Here is a 15,393-nt window from a genome sequence, read left to right as displayed (position 1 = left end):
GCCCTAGAGATCGGCGTTTAGGGTGCGCGAGAACTGCTGCACCGCCTCCACCACCTTGTGCGTGCTCTCGCGGATGCCGAGGATCGCGGTGCCGGCCTCGTTCGCCAGCTCCACCCCGCGGCGGGCCTGTTCCTGGCTGTGCTGCATGTCGTCGATGACGCTGCGCGTGCCGGTCTGGATGCGGCCGATCATGTCGGCGATCTCCTTGGTCGACTTGCTGGTGCGCTCCGCCAGCTGCCGTACCTCGTCGGCCACCACGGCGAAGCCGCGTCCCTGGTCGCCGGCGCGGGCGGCCTCGATGGCGGCGTTGAGGGCGAGCAGGTTGGTCTGCTCGGCGATCTCGCGGATGGTGTTGACGATCGAGGTGATCTGCTGCGAATGCTGCGACAGTTCGCCGATGTTCAGCGACGAGGCGTCCAGGGTGTTCGCGATCTTGAGCATTTCCTCCACCGCGCTCTGGATGATCAGCGCGCCGTGCTCGGCGACGGTGCGGGTCTCGGTGGACAGCGTATGGGCCTGCTGGGCGTTGTCCGCCTCGGCCTGGTAGCGGCGCATGCGGTCGCTGACGTCGCTGGCGAACTTGACCACCTTGTACAGCTTGCCGTCGGCGTCGTAGACCGGGTTGTAGCTGGCCTCCAGCCAGACCGGCTGGCCATTGCGGTGGACCCGGCGGAACTGCCCGGTGACATACTCGCCACGATTCAGCCGGCGCCACAGGTCGGCGTACTGCGAGCCGTCGCGGTAGGCCGCCTCGCAGAACTGGCGGTGGTTGGCGTTGGCCAGCTCGGCGCGGCCGTAGCCCATGGTGGCGAGGAAGTTGTCGTTGGCGTCGAGGACGTTGCCGTCCAGATCGAACTCGATCATCGCCATCGAACGCGACAGGGCGTCGAGCTTGCTCTGCATCTCGTGTTCCTGATGGACGATGGCGTCGATGTCGCTGGCATACTTGACCACCTTGAGCAGGCGGCCCTGCTCGTCGCGCACCGGGTTGTAGGTGGCCTCCAGCCAGAGCGGCCGCCCCTCGCGGGTGATGCGCTTGCAGCGTCCGGAGAAGTGTTCGCCGCGCCGCAGGCGCTCCCAGAAGCGCCGGTATTCGTCCGATTGCGCGTAGCTGCCGTCGCAGAGCTGGCGATGCGGCTTGCCGAGGATTTCCTCGCGGCGGTAGCCCAGCAGGTTCAGGAAATTCTCATTGGCGTCGACGATGCTGCCTTCGGGGTCGAACTCCACGCGCGCCATGGAGCGGTCCAGCGCCTCCATGTGCAGGCGTTCGGCGGCGAGTTGCTGTTGCAAGTCGGCGTTCATCTGTCGGTACTTGCGAGTGAACATGAGAAAGTTCCTTGGATAGAGAGAGGGGCCTCCTTCCAGTCTTCGGCGCCGGCGAAGGGGAATTGAGAGGGCGGATCGATTGTATTTTTCCATTGAACGACAAAAATTCGTCGTTATTCTCAATGAGTGAAACAATTTACCGCCTTTCGTCGGAAATATGACGCCAGGGCTATGTCCCGGTTATAGCGCTACCTGTGGCACACTGGGCGCCCTCCAGGAGCCGCCGATGTCCCGTAGCCGCTGCGAGCGTTGCGCTCGCCCCGCCAGTCACTGCCTCTGTGCGCTGATTCCGTCCCTGCCGTCGCGCACCCGGGTGCTGGTGCTGCAGCACCCGAGCGAGGTCGGCCATGCGCTGAACACCGCCGGGCTGGCGGTGCTCGGCCTGCGCAACGCGGAACTGCGGGTCGGCGAGCGCTTCGCCGAAGAGACCTGGCGCAGGCCCGGCCACCGGGCCTGCCTGCTGTTCCCCGGCGAGCAGGCGCGAGCGTTGGCGGAGCGGGCCGCCGAGGCCGGCGCCGAGCCCCTGTTGCTGGTGGTGCCGGATGGCACCTGGCGCAAGGCGCGCAAGCTGTTGCACCTGAATCCCGGATTGGCGGCGCTGCCGCGGGTTAGCCTGGGCGAGGGGCTGTCGTCGCGCTATCGCTTGCGCAAGGCGCCGGGGGAGGGGGCGTTGTCGACCATCGAGGCGATCGCCGCGGCGCTCGACGAACTGGAGGCGCCGCGCACCTACGAGGCCCTGCTGAAGCCGTTCGACGCCCTCATCGAGGGGCAGATCGCGGCGATGGGCGAAGAGACCTACCGGCGCAACCACCTCGGCCATGAGCGCCGCCGCCGATAGCGTTCGAGCAGCTCCGGGATGGCGGTGTCGCGCCAGAATTCCGGGCTGACCATGCCGCTGGACATGCCGCCGTGGGCGTGGCGGGCGAGGTAGATCCAGGTGTCGTAGTCCAGCGGATGGCCGCTGAGGCGTTCGAAGGTTTCGCCGAGCAGGCGGTGCAATGCCTCGGTGGAGGCCGGCCAGGGCGCATCCGCCAGTTGCTCGGCCATTTCCCGCCAGAAGTAGGGATCGCCGCGACCGCCCCAGTGCGGGGGTTCCTGTTCGAAGAGTTCGGAGACGCGCGGTCTGGCCATATCGATCGGACGTTTCGAGGAAGGGACAACGAGTATGCCCGATTGGCAGGGCCACATGCGCGGAGTACACTGCGCGGCCTTTCCTTCCTTGCGAGGTGTTCGTCCGATGCGCAATTGATGCTGCCGTGTCCGCACGGCCGGTTTTCCGTCCCTGGCCCGTGGCCTGGGGGAATGCATGGCATCAAGGGGGTATCCATGACGAATACGTCGACCCTGACGCTCGCTGGCGTCTCTTTCCAACTGCCGGACGGCAGCCTGCTGTTTTCCGATCTCGACGAAACCTTCGACACCCGGCACACCGGGCTGGTGGGACGCAACGGCGTCGGCAAGTCGCTGCTCGCGCGCCTGCTCGCCGGACACGTGCAGCCGTCCAGCGGTAGCGTCCGGCGCCAGGGCCGCGTGCGCTACCTGGCCCAGCAGCTCGATCCGGCCGACTATCCGACGGTCGCCGACCTGGCCGGCGTCCGCCCATGGCTGGAGGCGCTGGCGCGGATCGAGGCGGGCAGCGTGGCGGCCGCCGACTACGAATGCCTGGGCGAACGCTGGGACATCCGCCAGCGCCTGGCCGACGCCCTGGCCGCCGAAGGCCTCGGGCACCTGCGGGCGGACGCCCCGAGCGCCCGCCTGAGCGGTGGCGAGTGCATGCGCGTGGCCCTGCTCGGCGCCTTCCTCGGCGAAGCCGACTTCCTCATCCTCGACGAACCGAGCAACCACCTCGATCGTGCCGGCCGGCTCGCTCTGCGGGCGAGGCTGGAGGCCTGGCGTGGCGGCCTGCTGCTGGTCAGCCATGATCGCGAGCTGCTGGAGGGCATGCAGCGGATCGTCGAGCTGTCGTCCCTCGGCCTGCGCAGCTACGGCGGCGGCTATTCCTTCTACGCGCGGAGCCGGGAGGAGGCGCGCGAGGCCGCCGGGCACCGCCTGGACCAGCGTCGCCTGGAGCGCAAGCGGCAGACCCTGGCCATGCGCGAACAGCAGCAGCGCCAGGAGCGCCGCCAGGCCAGCGGCCGGCGTGAAGGCAAGACGGCGAACCAGGCGAGGATCCTGCTCGGTGGGTTCAAGGAACGCAGCGAGGTCAGCGCCGGGAAGCTGCGCAAGGCCCACCAGGCGGAGCGCGAGCGCCTCGACCGCGAGGTGCGCGAGGCTGCGCGGGAAGTAGGGGAGGCGGCGCCGGTGCTGCTCGATTCGCCCGACGCCGAACTGGCGGCGCAGCGGCGCATCGTCGAGTTGAAGGGCGCGGTCCTGCCGCATCTGCGCGGGCCGTTGCGCGAACTCGAGCTGATCCTGAGCGGTCCGCGACGACTGGCGTTGGTCGGTCCGAACGGTAGCGGCAAGTCGACCCTGCTGCGACTGCTGGCCGGGCAACTGGCGCCGCTGGCGGGAACCTGCGCGGTGACGGTGGGCGCCGCCTACCTCGACCAGCGACTGAGCCTGCTGGACGACGGGCGAGGCGTGCTGGAGCAGTTGCTGGAGGCCAATCGCAGTCGCGGAGAGAGCTGGCTGCGCATGCGTCTGGCGCAACTCGGCTTGCCGGCCGAACGGCTCGCCCAGCCATGTGCCACTCTGAGCGGCGGCGAACGCCTGAAGGCCGCCCTGGCCCTGGTGTTCTATGCCGACCGGCCAGCGCAGCTGCTGTTGCTCGACGAGCCGGACAACCACCTCGACCTGGCCGCCCGCCAGGCCCTGGAGACGATGCTCCGGCAGTATCGCGGGGCGCTGCTGGTGGTTTCCCACGACCCGCTGTTCCTCCGCGAGCTGGGGCTGGAGGGGAGCCTGGAGGCCACGGGGGAAGGTTGGCGGCTGCGTTCGCGCGATTGCGCGGATGGCATTTCGGCGGCGGGGAAATAGGCGGTACAGTCCTCCTGCCGAAAACGCCGACAACAAGAAGAGAGGTACAGATGGACCGTTTGCTGAGCATCGAGGCGTTCGTGCGGGTGGCCGAGACCGGAAACTTCGCCAAGGCCGCCGTGCAGCTCGGAGTGACCCGTTCCGTCGTCACCCACCGCATCCAGCAACTGGAGCATTTCATCAATGCCCCGTTGTTCCACCGTAGCACCCGCCATGTGCGCCTCTCCGAGGTTGGCGAGACCTACTACAAGGAATGCGCGGACATGGTGGCCGGCTTCAACAGCCTCACCGAGCAGATGCGCAACCTGCGCGCCAAGCCGACCGGCAAGCTGCGCGTGCAGATGCTGCCGGGCTTCGCCATCGATCACTTCGGCCCGTTGCTGGCCGAGTTCACCGCCTTGTACCCGGACATCGAGGTGGACGTGATCGTCAACGACCGCCTGACCGACCCGATAGAGGAGGGCTTCGACATCGCCTTCCAGATGTTCCCGCCGCAGGCCGAGACGCTCATCGAACGCAAGCTGTTCAGTGTCCGCCGGCTGTTCCTGGCCTCGCCGGAGTACCTGCAGCGGCATCCGGCGCCGCAACGGCCGGGTGACCTGCTGGAGCACCGGATCGCTCTCTATGAAGGCTATCCGTCGCGCAACCGCTGGCAGTTCCAGCATGGCGACGAGACCGTCGAACTGAGCCTGGCGGGACAGGTGCGCTCCAATTCGGTCCACCTGCTGCGCGATTACGCATTGGCCGGTACCGCGCTGGTGTGCCTGCCGACGCTGGTGGCGCATGCCGACCTGGCAAGCGGCCGGCTGCTACCTTTGCTGGTCGACTATCCGTTGTCGTCGTTCAACTTCTCCGCGGTGTTTCCCGCCACCCAGCGGCGCGCCTTGAAGGTACGCACCCTGATCGACTTCCTGGTGGAGCGGATCAGCGACGAGCCCTGCTGGGACCGGCCCTTGCTGGAAAAGGGCTGGGTTCGCTGACGGTGGGCGCCGAGCGGAATTTGTTTGCGATTCGCGAACACTCCTGTCGTTCTCCCGCCGATTGTTGCCTTCCACCAAGGCCTTTACCTTGTCCCCACGACTACAACAACAAACGGGTGCGACGAGATGAATGCCGCTATTCGGACTGTCTTCGGTTCCCTGGGCGACTACCGCAAGGGTTCCATCGAACTGGTGAAGGGCGATGCCCGCCACTATGCCTTTTCCAACGTCTTCGAGGTCGCCGCCCGCTCGGCGCCTTACGAGAAGGTGGTGGTCGGCCTCAATCTCGGCTACGTCATCGAGGCGCTGCGCGCCGAGGGACGCTCGCCCTGGTTCGCCTGCAGCCATGACGAGTTCGCCATTTCCATGGACGGCGAGGTGCGCGTCGACTTCCTCGACCTCGAGCGCCCGCCGCGCGAAGGCGAGGGCACCCAGCTGGCCGGCGACCTGCCGCGCGGCCGGCCGATGGGCTACGTGCTGCTCGGCCGCGGCCACCAGGTCCTGTTGCCGGCCGGCCGCGCCTACCGCTTCGAAGCCGCGCGGCCCTGCGTGCTCCTGCAACAGACGATCCTCGGCCCGCTCTCGGTGGAGAAGTGGGCGGACATCTGCCTCAAGTAGGCGCCTGCCAGAGAACAACAAGGAGAGCCATCATGGCCATGCTCGATACCCCCGAACAGACCCGCGGCTTCGCCAGCGACGAGGTCGAGGCCGGTCGTCCGGACCCGGCCACCGGCTACCGCAGCTTCCGGCTCGGTGCCTTCACGCTGTCGCGCGACGAATACTTCGCCCGCGTCGAATGGCCGGCCAAGGGCCAGTCGCGCTCGCACCTGATCCCGGTCGACGCCTTCCTCCGCGCGATGATGCGCGACGTGGCCTGGGGCTTCTTCTACGGCTGGGTGAACTTCGACCACGTGATCGGTACGCGCAACCACTACGGCAAGGTCGATCTCTACGCCGGGACCTTCAACGGCGTGCTGCGCGAGGCGGGGGTCGACTACACCGAACGGTTCGACACGCCGAAGATCATGGCGACCTTCAAGGCGGTGCTGCGCGACTGGACCAACGCCAGCTTCGATCCGTTCGCCGCGCCGGAGGAGACCGGCAGCGCCTTCGGCCGCAAGCACGGCGACAACACCGAGGCCATCGAGCGTTTCCGTATCGCCACCCGGCGCATGCCCGGCCTCCCCGACGATTCGCCGCTGCGCGACGACCTGCCGGTGAACCGCCAGTTCCTCGATGTGCCCCAGGACGAACCTGAACTGCACCCGGCCGAAGGCTACGAAGGCGAGCTGCATGCCTTCAACCTGTTCAAGTACCTTTCGCGTTCGGACGTGACCTGGAACCCCTCGGTCAGCTCGGTATGCAAGGCCAGCCTGTTCTGCCCGACCACCGAGGAGTTCATCCTCCCGGTGTTCCACGGTAACGACAGGGTCGAGTGGTTCCTGCAGCTTTCCGACGAGATCGTCTGGGATGTCGCCGACAAGGACGACGGTACGCCCCGGGCGCGGGTGATCATGCGCGCCGGCGACATCGCGGCGATGCCGGCGGACATCCGCCACCAGGGCTACTCGACCAAGCGCTCGATGCTGCTGGTGTGGGAGAACGCCACGCCGAACCTGCCGCAACGCTATGAGAGCGGCGAACTGAAGCCCTATCCGGTGGACTTCTAGGACCTTCCGGGCTGCCCGCACCGTCGGCTGCCCGCTTTTCCCTTCCGTACCCCGCCTGACGCCGCGCCGCTCCGGAGCGGCGCGTGGAGAGCCTTTGCCATGCAGAACCTACTGTTCATCGACGGCCGCTTCGTCCCTGCCGTGGGCCGCGGCGAGATCGAGGTGCTGAACCCAGCCGACGGTTCGCCGATCACCCGCATCGCCGCCGCCGAGGCGGCCGACGTCGACCTCGCGGTGGCCGCCGCCCGGCGTGCCTTTCCGGCCTGGGCCGGGCTGCCGGCGGCGGAGCGCGGCCGCCTGCTGCTGAAACTGGCCGATGCGATCGAGGCCAATGCCGAGCAACTGGCCCGGCTGGAGTCCCTGGATACCGGGCACCCGCTGCGCGACTCGCGCAACCTCGATGTGCCGCGCACCGCCGCCTGCTTCCGCTATTTCGGCGGCATCGCCGACAAGCTCGAAGGCAAGGTGATCCCGGTGGACGCGGGTTTCCTCAATTACGTGCAGCGCAAGCCGATCGGCGTGGTCGGGCAGATCGTGCCGTGGAATTTCCCACTGATGTTCACCAGTTGGAAGCTCGGCCCGGCGTTGGCGGCGGGCAACACGGTGGTGCTCAAGCCGTCGGAGATCACCCCGTTGTCGACCCTGCGCATCGCCGAGCTGATCCGCGAGGTCGGTTTCCCCGACGGGGTGGTCAACATCGTGCCGGGCTATGGCAATACCGCCGGCCAGCGCCTGGCGGAGCATCCCGACGTGGGCAAGATCGCCTTCACCGGTTCCACCCTCACCGGGCAGCGCATCGTCGAGGCCTCGCGCGGCAATCTCAAGCGCGTGCAACTGGAGCTGGGCGGCAAGGGCGCGAACATCGTGTTCGACGACGCCGACCTGGACGCGGCGATCAACGGCGCCGCCTGGGCCATCTTCCACAACCAGGGCCAGGCCTGCATCGCCGGTTCGCGGCTGATCCTCCACGAGCGCATCGCCGACCGCTTCCTCGAACGCTTCGTCGCGCTGGCGCGCTCGATCCGCCTGGGCGACCCGCTGGATCCGGAAACCGAAATGGGACCGCTGACCTCGGCGCTGCATCGCGACCGGGTACTGTCCTTCGCCGCGATCGCCGAGGAGGAGGGCGGGCGCATCCTCACCGGCGGGCGGGCGCCGGGCGATCCCGCCCTGGCCGCGGGCTACTACGTCGAACCGACGGTGGTCGAGGCGCGGCCCGAGGACCGGGTGGCCCAGGAAGAGGTGTTCGGGCCGTTCGTCACCGTCCTGCGCTTTTCCACCGAGGAGGAAGCCCTGGCCATCGCCAACGGCACCCGCTACGGGCTCGGCAGCGGTCTCTGGACCCGCGACCTGCAGCGGGCGCACCGGGTGGCCGGGCGGATCCACGCGGGAATGTGCTGGATCAACTGCTACAAGCGGGTCAGCCCGGCCAGCCCGTTCGGTGGCGTCGGGCAGTCCGGATATGGCCGCGAGATGGGCTTCGAGGCTCTGCACGAGTACACCGAGGCGCACTCGGTGTGGGTCAACGTCGACGCGAAGATCGCGCCGCACTACAAGCGCTGAGGTGACAGATGCGGACATTCATCTATCAGGGCCTGCCGAGCCGGGTGGTCTTCGGCGACGGTGCCTTGCAGCGCCTTGGCGAGGAGGTCGGCAGGCTGGGCGCCGAGCGCGCGCTGCTGCTGTCCACCCCCGACCAGCGCGAGCTCGCCGAGCGGCTGGCAAGGATCCTCGGATCACGCAGCGCCGGAGTCTATCCCGAGGCTGTGATGCACGTGCCGCTGGAGGTCGCCCGGGCGGCCCGCGCCGAGGCGGCGAGGCGCCAGGCCGACTGCTGCATCGCGGTGGGCGGCGGTTCGACCATCGGCCTGGGCAAGGCCATCGCGCTGGAGTCCGGTTTGCCGATCCTGGCGGTGCCGACCACCTACGCCGGTTCGGAGATGACGCCGATCTGGGGGATGACCGAGGAGCGCCTGAAGAAGACCGGCCGCGACGCCCGGGTCTTGCCGAGGACGGTGATCTACGATCCGCAGCTGACCCTCAGCCTGCCGCCGGCCGTCTCCGCCTGTTCCGGGATGAACGCCATGGCCCATGCGGTGGAGGCGCTCTATGCCGAGGATGCCAACCCGATCATCGGGTTGATGGCCGAGGAGTCCATCCGCTCCCTGGCGCAGGCATTGCCACGGGTGGTCGGTGATCCCGGCGACCGCGAGGCGCGCGGCCAGGCGCTGTACGGTGCCTGGCTGGCGGGCGTGTGTCTGGGCTCGGTGGGCATGGCGATCCACCACAAGCTCTGCCACACCCTCGGCGGTACCTTCAACCTGCCGCACGCGCAGGCTCACGCGGTGGTCCTGCCGCACGCCGCGCACTACAACCGCGAGGCCGCGGCGGGCGCCCTGGCGCGGGTCGCCCGGGCGTTGGGCGGAAGCACGGCGGAAGAGGCCGGGCCCCTGCTGTTCGCGCTCAACCGCCGCCTCGGCGTACCGGCCTCGCTGGGCGAGCTCGGCCTGCCGCCCGAGGGCCCGGCGGAGGTCGCGCGGATCGCCTGCGCCAGCCCTTACTACAACCCCCGTCCGTTCGATCGCGCGGCCATCCAGGCGTTGCTCGAGCGCGCGCGCGACGGGTTGCCGCCGGCATGACGGCGAGGCCGGACGCGGCCGGGCGCGCGAACGCCGCCGAAGAAAGGATCACCGCCCAGGTCCTCGCCAGTTTCGCCGCCGCGCCGGACCCACGGCTGCGTCGCCTGCTGGAAAGGCTGGTGGAGCACCTGCACGCCTTCGTCCGCGAGGTGGAGCTGAGCGAGGAGGAGTGGTTCGCCGGGATACGTTTCCTCACCGAGACCGGGCAAACCTGCGATGGCCTGGTGCGCCAGGAGTTCATCCTGTTGTCCGATGTGCTCGGCCTGTCGATGCTGGTCGATGCGCTCGCCCATCGCGGCAGCGCCGGGACCACCGACAGCACCGTGTTCGGGCCTTTCTACATCGCCGGGATGCCGCAACGTGACTACGGCGAGAGCATGGCCCTCACCCCGGGTGTCCCGGCGCTGGTGATGGGGAGGGTGCTGGACGACCAGGGACGGCCTGTCGTCGACGCCTGCCTGGACGTCTGGCAGAGCGCGGAGAACGGTTGCTATTCCGGGCAGGATGCGACGCAACCGCACGGCAACCTGCGTGGCCGCTATCGCTCGGACGGCGAGGGGCGCTACGCGATCCGCAGCATCGTCCCGACCAGCTACCCGATCCCCAGCGACGGCCCGGTCGGCCGTCTGCTCCAGGCCAGCGGCCGTCATCCGTGGCGGCCGGCGCACCTGCATTTCATGATCGAGGCGGCGCGGCATCGGCGCCTGGTGACGCACCTGTTCAAGCATGACGATCCCTACCTGGCGTCGGACGCGGTGTTCGGCGTGAAGGACTCGCTGCGGGTGGAATACCTGGCCTGCACGGCCGAGCATCCGCTGGCGCGGGAGTTCGGCATCGACACGGCGTTCCGCCTGGTGCGCTATGACTTCGTCCTGGAGCCGGCATGAACCGCTACTTCGCGGTCTTCGCCACCGACCACCCGCGGCTTGACGCCCTGCGCCGGCGGGTTCGCCCTGCGCACCGTGCGCACCTGCGCAACCCGTCGCCGCACCGGGTGGTGGTGCGCCTGGGTGGGCCGACGCTGGACGACTGCGACGGGCGGATGAACGGTACCCTGCTGGTGATAGAGGCTGCCTCGCTGGACGAGGTGGAGGCCTTCCTCGCCGACGACCCCTATGTCCGTGCCGGCCTGTTCGAGCGGGTCGAGATCCGTCCCTGGAGCTGGAGCCTGGGCGCGCCGGAAGCGCTGCCGTGAACGTCGCCGTGCGCGTGCTTTGCGCCCTGGATGAGATCCCCGACGGTGGCGCCCGGGGCCTGCAATTGGTCCTGGACGGCGAGCGCCTGTCGCTGGTCGCCGTGCGCCGGGGCGGCGAGGCCTGGGTCTATCGCAACCGCTGTCCGCATTTCTCCGTGCCGCTGGACTTCCGTTCCGGCGAGTTCTGCACCTATCGCGGCGAGGTCCTGATGTGCGCGCACCACAGCGCGCTGTTCCGCTTCGAGGATGGCCTGTGCATCGACGGCCCCTGTGCGGGAGCGGCTCTGGAGGGCCTGCGTTGTCGGGTCGAGGCAGGAATGCTGGTCCTGCTGCGTGCCTGAGCGGCGAAGGTGGAGGTAGCCTTTTCGCATGGCGCCTAGCGGAACAGCGGATCGTCGGGGTTGATCGCCCGCAGTTCGGCCAGCGCCGTTTCGGCCCCGGCGATATCGCCGGCTTGCCGCAGGTAGCCGGCCAGAGCCAGGCGCGCCGGGCGTTCGGCCGGCCGCCGCGCGAGCAGGGCGCGTAGGACCTCGATGGCTTTGCCTGGTTGTCCGGCCTCGTGCCAGGCGACGGCGAGGACATAGGCATGGCGCGGGTTGTCCGGTTCCGCCGCGAGCGCTTCGGCGAGCGCCTGGCGTGCGGCTTCGCGCTTGCCCTGGCGGATCAGCGCCAGTCCCTTGGCGTAGCGCAGCAGGCCCGAGCGTGGCTGGCGGCGGATGCCGTCCTGCAACAGCTCGATGGCTTCGCTGTCGCGGCCGGCGTTCTCCAGCCACTGGCCGAGGGCGACCCGCGCCGGAGCGAAATCCGCATCGCGGCGCAGGGCCTCCCGCAGGCGCGCCTGTACCAGGCCCGGCCGGCCGTCGGCCTGGTACAGGCTGGCCAGGTTGAGATTGGCCTCGGCGCGTTCGCGCTGGGCCAGCTGGGCCTGTTCGTATTCGTCGATGGCTCGGCGCCAGGCCGCGGCGTGCGTGCCGAGTTCGGCGATGGCGGGGAGCAGCGCGTAGGCGGCCGACAGGCGCACCGCGCGCAGCGGGTCGCTCAGCGACGGAGCGATCCGCGCGACTCGTTCCGCTGGCGAAAGCAGGGCGGCGACGGCACCGATGGCCGCCTCGCGAACCTGCGGATCGTCGTCGCCCAGGTCGGCGAGCGCCTGCTGCAGCAGGGCTTGCCCGGGATAGCCGGGAACCTCGCCGAGGAGCGTGGCGCGGCGGATCGCCGGCAGGTCGGTGCGGCGCAGTTGCCGCAGCAGGGCCGCGGCGGCGCCGGGGTGGCCGTTGCGCACCAGTGCCAGGTCCTGCGCATAGCCGCCATCGCGTGGGAGTGCGCGCGGATACCAGTCGCGGAAGCTTGCCACCAGGGTTGCCCCGGGCATCTGCGCATGGCAGCCGAGGCAGGCGTCCGAGAGACCCAGCGCCAGGGCCCGGGCCGGGTTCGGCACGCTGAAGGAATGGTCGTGACGCAGGTCGTTGACCATGTAGTACTTCCCCGGCATGTGGCAGGCGACGCACTGCCCGGCCGGGCCTTCGGGGCGGTGGCGGAGGTGTTCGCGCGAGGTGTAGTCGCCGGCGGCCAGGCCGCCAGCGTCGATGCCACGGCGAACGGCGCGACCGGAGGGGTTGTGACACTGCAGGCAGACACCGTTGCCCTCGGCTTTCGGGCGTACGCTGTGCGGATCGTGGCAGTCGCTGCAGGCCACGCCTTTCGCGTACATCCGGCTCTGGACGAAGGAACCGTACTCGAAGACTTCGTCCCTGATCTTTCCATCCAGCTCGTAGAGCACCGGGCCGAGGGGGCTGGGCAGGTAGTCGTCGAGCAGGCGCGCCGTCGCATCGAAGCCGTCGCCTAGCGGCGAGCGCCGCGAATGGCAGCGCGCACAGCTTTCCACCTGGGCGCGGTTGGCGGTGGCCGCCAGGCTCCCGGCGAAGCCGGCGTGCGCCTGCCTCCGATCGGGCTGGCGGGTCCAGGCCAGGTGCGCGGCGGCCGGACCGTGGCAACTCTGGCAACCGACGCCGGTAGCCAGCCACTGGCTGTCGAAGCGGCCGCTGGCGGCGTCGTGATTGCGTTCGAAACCGGTGTTGTGGCACTCCATGCACATGAAGTTGGCGTTCTGCTGTGGCTTGCTCCAGTGCAGCGGATGGCGGGCATCCACGCGTTCGTCCGGGTACAGGTGGAACCAGGCCTTGCGTCGGGTATCCCAGGCCACGCCCAGGGCTTGCAGTTGTCCGCCGCCGGTGTCCAGCAGATATTGCTGGAGCGGCTCCACGCCGAAGGTGTAGCGCACCTGGAAGTCGGCGTTGCTGCCGTCGGCGCCGGGCGTATTCACCCAGTACGCGTCACCCTTGCGGTAGAAGCGGGTGGTTTCCCCGGCGTGGCTGAAACGCACGTCGGAGAAGTCGCCGAGGACGCTCCCGGGGCTGGCCGGCTGCATCGCCAACTGGTGGTGCGAGCCGCGCCACTGTTCGCTCTGCCGGGCGTGGCAGGCCTGGCAGGTGCCTTCGTCGACCAGGCCGGCGGTCGCGCCGGCCGCGATCGCTGGGGACCACGCCAGCGCCGCGCTCCAGAGCAGGCCCGCGCAGTAGCTGGCGCGGCGGCGGGGAAGGGGTGGGTGGGCGTCTCGCCGGTCGGGCACGAAGGGCATGCGCATGGGCTTCCGAAGTCGTTCTGCGCGGACCCTACCCAGCTTCCCCGGAAGCGTCCATCCCCGGTCTCGCGCACACTGCCGGCGCCCAGACGGCGAGCGCTCTGGCACACGCCTGGAAGGGATTGTTCGAGTTCCGCGAACGCTCAGTTTGCCGCTGCGCTTATTGTTGCGCGGCCGCGGCGCGGTCTAGTTTGCGCTTGCCGCTTCCGCCCGGCGGAGGGACGGCAGCCACCGTACAAGTCCAAGAAGAAGGTAGCTTCATGAGCGCAATTTCCCGCAAGGCCCTGGGCCTGTTGTTCCCCTTGCTGTGCTGCGTAGCCCAGAGCCAGGCCGCGGCACCGTCGCGTCCGAACGTCCTGCTGATCGTCGCCGACGACCTCGGCTTCTCCGATACCTCGCCCTTCGGCGGGGAAATCTCCACGCCCAGCCTGCAGGGGCTGGCCGACGAGGGCGTGCGCCTGACCAACTTCTATGCCGGTCCGACCTGCTCGGTGAGCCGTTCGATGCTGCTCACCGGGGTCGACAATCACCAGGCCGGTCTCGGCACCATGGCCGAATACCTGCAACCGGAACAGAAGGGCAAGCCGGGCTACGAAGGGCAGCTGAATCGCCGCGTGGCGACGCTCGCCGAGTTGCTCCGCGACGTCGGCTACAACACCTTCATGAGCGGCAAGTGGCACCTCGGCGCGACCCCGCAGAGCAACGCCGCGGCGCGTGGCTTCGAGCGCTCCTATACCCTGATGCCAGGGGGCGCCAGCCACATGGACAAGACCCAGATGTTCCCCGGCAACTACAAGGCGCGCTACCTGGAGGACGGCAAGGACGTCTCGATCCCCGACGATTTCTACTCCAGCGACTTCTACACCGACCGCCTGCTCGGCTACCTGGAGCGCGACCGCCAGCCGGGCAAGCCGTTCTTCGCCTACCTGGCGTTCACCGCGCCACACTGGCCGCTGCAGGCGCCGGACGAGTACCTGGACAGGTATCGCGGCAACTACGCGGACGGCTACGAAGCGCTGCGCCGCAAGCGCCTGGCGCGGATGATCGAACTGGGGATACTGCCGGCCGGGACCCGGCCCAACGATCCGCTGGCGGACAAGCTGCCGACCTGGGAGCAGTTGACCGAGGCACAGCGCCAGGAACAGACGCGGATCATGCAGATCTATGCGGCGATGGTCGACAACATGGACCACAACATCGGGCGCGTGCTCGAGCACCTGCGCAAGCGCGGCGAGCTGGACAATACCTTCGTCCTGTTCATGTCCGACAACGGCCCGGAGTCGGCCAGCCCAGAATCGCTGGGCACTACCGCAGACCGCAACGGCATCCGCGAATGGGTCGATGCGACCTTCGACAACAGCCCGCGGAACATGGGCCGCAAGGGCTCGTACGTGACCCTCGGACCGGGTTGGGCGCAGGTCGGCGCCACGCCGTTCCCGTACTTCAAGAGCTTCACCGCGAAAGGCGGGATCCAGGTACCGGCGATCGTGCGCTATCCCGCGGCGACCCCGAAGGGGGCGATCAGTGGCGAGGTCCTGCACGTGAAGGACTTCGTGCCGACCATCCTCGCCCTGGCCGGGGCGAACTATCCCGCACGGTACCGGGGAGAGGCGCTGTTGCCGCTGCAGGGACGCTCCATGCTCCCGGCCCTGCAGGGCCGGGAGCAGCCGGCGCGGGTGCTGGGCTGGGAGTTCAACGGTCGCCGGGCCCTGTACAAGGGCCAATGGGCCGCGCAGATGCAGAAGCCGCCTTATGGCAGCGGCCGCTGGGAGTTGTATGACCTGGTGCGCGATCCGGCCTTCAACCGCGATCTCTCCGCGAGCGAGCCGGGCAAGGTCGCCGAGCTTGCCGCTGACTGGAATGACTACGCCAGGGACAATGGCGTGGTGCCGGCGCCGATCCGCTACAAATACGGGCAGATGACCTGCCTGTACAGCCACTGCATCCAGTAGCGCGGCAGGGCCCC

At 68.9% G+C, this 15,393-nt stretch carries 14 protein-coding genes; 11 read left to right on the top strand and 3 right to left on the bottom strand.

The window, feature by feature from the left end:
- Nucleotides 1-3 precede the first annotated feature (3 nt).
- Nucleotides 4-1,257, bottom strand: a complete 1,254-nt coding sequence (gene bdlA / locus PSPA7_RS18625) for a biofilm dispersion protein BdlA (RefSeq protein ID WP_079262243.1) — start codon at nucleotides 1,255-1,257, stop codon at nucleotides 4-6.
- Between the two features lie 295 nt (nucleotides 1,258-1,552).
- On the opposite strand from bdlA, the gene PSPA7_RS18620 reads away from it, so the two are divergent.
- Nucleotides 1,553-2,164, top strand: a complete 612-nt coding sequence (locus tag PSPA7_RS18620) for a tRNA-uridine aminocarboxypropyltransferase (RefSeq protein ID WP_012076436.1) — start codon at nucleotides 1,553-1,555, stop codon at nucleotides 2,162-2,164.
- On the opposite strand, the gene PSPA7_RS18615 is transcribed toward PSPA7_RS18620, so the two are convergent.
- Nucleotides 2,122-2,457, bottom strand: coding sequence for a hypothetical protein (locus PSPA7_RS18615; RefSeq protein WP_012076435.1), 336 nt, complete (start codon nucleotides 2,455-2,457; stop codon nucleotides 2,122-2,124). The two genes, PSPA7_RS18620 and PSPA7_RS18615, sit on opposite strands and share 43 nt — an antisense overlap.
- 195 nt (nucleotides 2,458-2,652) lie before the next feature.
- On the opposite strand from PSPA7_RS18615, the gene PSPA7_RS18610 reads away from it, so the two are divergent.
- From PSPA7_RS18610 to PSPA7_RS18570, 9 genes are all read left to right on the top strand, one after another.
- Nucleotides 2,653-4,302, top strand: a complete 1,650-nt coding sequence (locus PSPA7_RS18610; RefSeq protein ID WP_079262190.1) for an ABC-F family ATP-binding cassette domain-containing protein — start codon at nucleotides 2,653-2,655, stop codon at nucleotides 4,300-4,302.
- Between the two features lie 50 nt (nucleotides 4,303-4,352).
- Nucleotides 4,353-5,282 carry a LysR family transcriptional regulator gene (locus PSPA7_RS18605; protein ID WP_003154798.1) on the top strand — a complete coding sequence of 310 codons (930 nt, stop codon included), beginning with the start codon at nucleotides 4,353-4,355 and terminating at the stop codon, nucleotides 5,280-5,282.
- 126 nt (nucleotides 5,283-5,408) lie between these two features.
- Nucleotides 5,409-5,900 (top strand): cupin domain-containing protein, encoded by a 492-nt coding sequence (locus PSPA7_RS18600; RefSeq protein WP_012076433.1) that lies wholly within the window; start codon nucleotides 5,409-5,411, stop codon nucleotides 5,898-5,900.
- Between the two features lie 32 nt (nucleotides 5,901-5,932).
- Nucleotides 5,933-6,952, top strand: coding sequence for a hypothetical protein (locus PSPA7_RS18595; RefSeq protein WP_012076432.1), 1,020 nt, complete (start codon nucleotides 5,933-5,935; stop codon nucleotides 6,950-6,952).
- 99 nt (nucleotides 6,953-7,051) lie between these two features.
- Nucleotides 7,052-8,515, top strand: coding sequence for an aldehyde dehydrogenase family protein (locus PSPA7_RS18590; protein WP_012076431.1), 1,464 nt, complete (start codon nucleotides 7,052-7,054; stop codon nucleotides 8,513-8,515).
- An 8-nt stretch (nucleotides 8,516-8,523) separates the two neighbouring features.
- Entirely contained in the window at nucleotides 8,524-9,591 is a 1,068-nt protein-coding gene (locus PSPA7_RS18585) for a maleylacetate reductase (protein ID WP_012076430.1), read from the top strand.
- Nucleotides 9,588-10,478 (top strand): dioxygenase family protein, encoded by an 891-nt coding sequence (locus PSPA7_RS18580; protein WP_012076429.1) that lies wholly within the window; start codon nucleotides 9,588-9,590, stop codon nucleotides 10,476-10,478. Before PSPA7_RS18585 ends, PSPA7_RS18580 begins: the two co-directional genes overlap by 4 nt.
- A complete protein-coding gene (locus PSPA7_RS18575; protein ID WP_012076428.1) occupies nucleotides 10,475-10,786 on the top strand; it encodes a YciI family protein in 312 nt (103 codons plus the stop codon). The genes PSPA7_RS18580 and PSPA7_RS18575 overlap by 4 nt, the downstream gene beginning before the upstream one ends.
- Nucleotides 10,783-11,127 carry a Rieske (2Fe-2S) protein gene (locus PSPA7_RS18570; protein ID WP_012076427.1) on the top strand — a complete coding sequence of 115 codons (345 nt, stop codon included), beginning with the start codon at nucleotides 10,783-10,785 and terminating at the stop codon, nucleotides 11,125-11,127. Before PSPA7_RS18575 ends, PSPA7_RS18570 begins: the two co-directional genes overlap by 4 nt.
- 35 nt (nucleotides 11,128-11,162) lie before the next feature.
- Here PSPA7_RS18570 and PSPA7_RS18565 read toward each other — a convergent pair whose 3' ends face one another.
- The gene (locus tag PSPA7_RS18565) at nucleotides 11,163-13,430 is read right to left on the bottom strand and encodes a tetratricopeptide repeat protein (protein WP_012076426.1); all 2,268 of its coding nucleotides are present in this window, start codon (nucleotides 13,428-13,430) and stop codon (nucleotides 11,163-11,165) included.
- Nucleotides 13,431-13,687: 257 nt separating this feature from the next.
- Between PSPA7_RS18565 and PSPA7_RS18560 the strand changes: the two genes are divergently transcribed.
- On the top strand, nucleotides 13,688-15,379 hold the full coding sequence (locus tag PSPA7_RS18560) for an arylsulfatase (protein WP_012076425.1): 1,692 nt from the start codon (nucleotides 13,688-13,690) through the stop codon (nucleotides 15,377-15,379).
- Nucleotides 15,380-15,393: the final 14 nt, after the last annotated feature.

The sequence above is a fragment of the Pseudomonas paraeruginosa PA7 genome (assembly GCF_000017205.1).
In the GTDB taxonomy this organism is placed as follows: Bacteria; Pseudomonadota; Gammaproteobacteria; order Pseudomonadales; family Pseudomonadaceae; genus Pseudomonas; species Pseudomonas paraeruginosa.
Note: the sequence above shows the minus strand (reverse complement) of the source record. Positions and strands in the feature narration are given on the sequence as shown.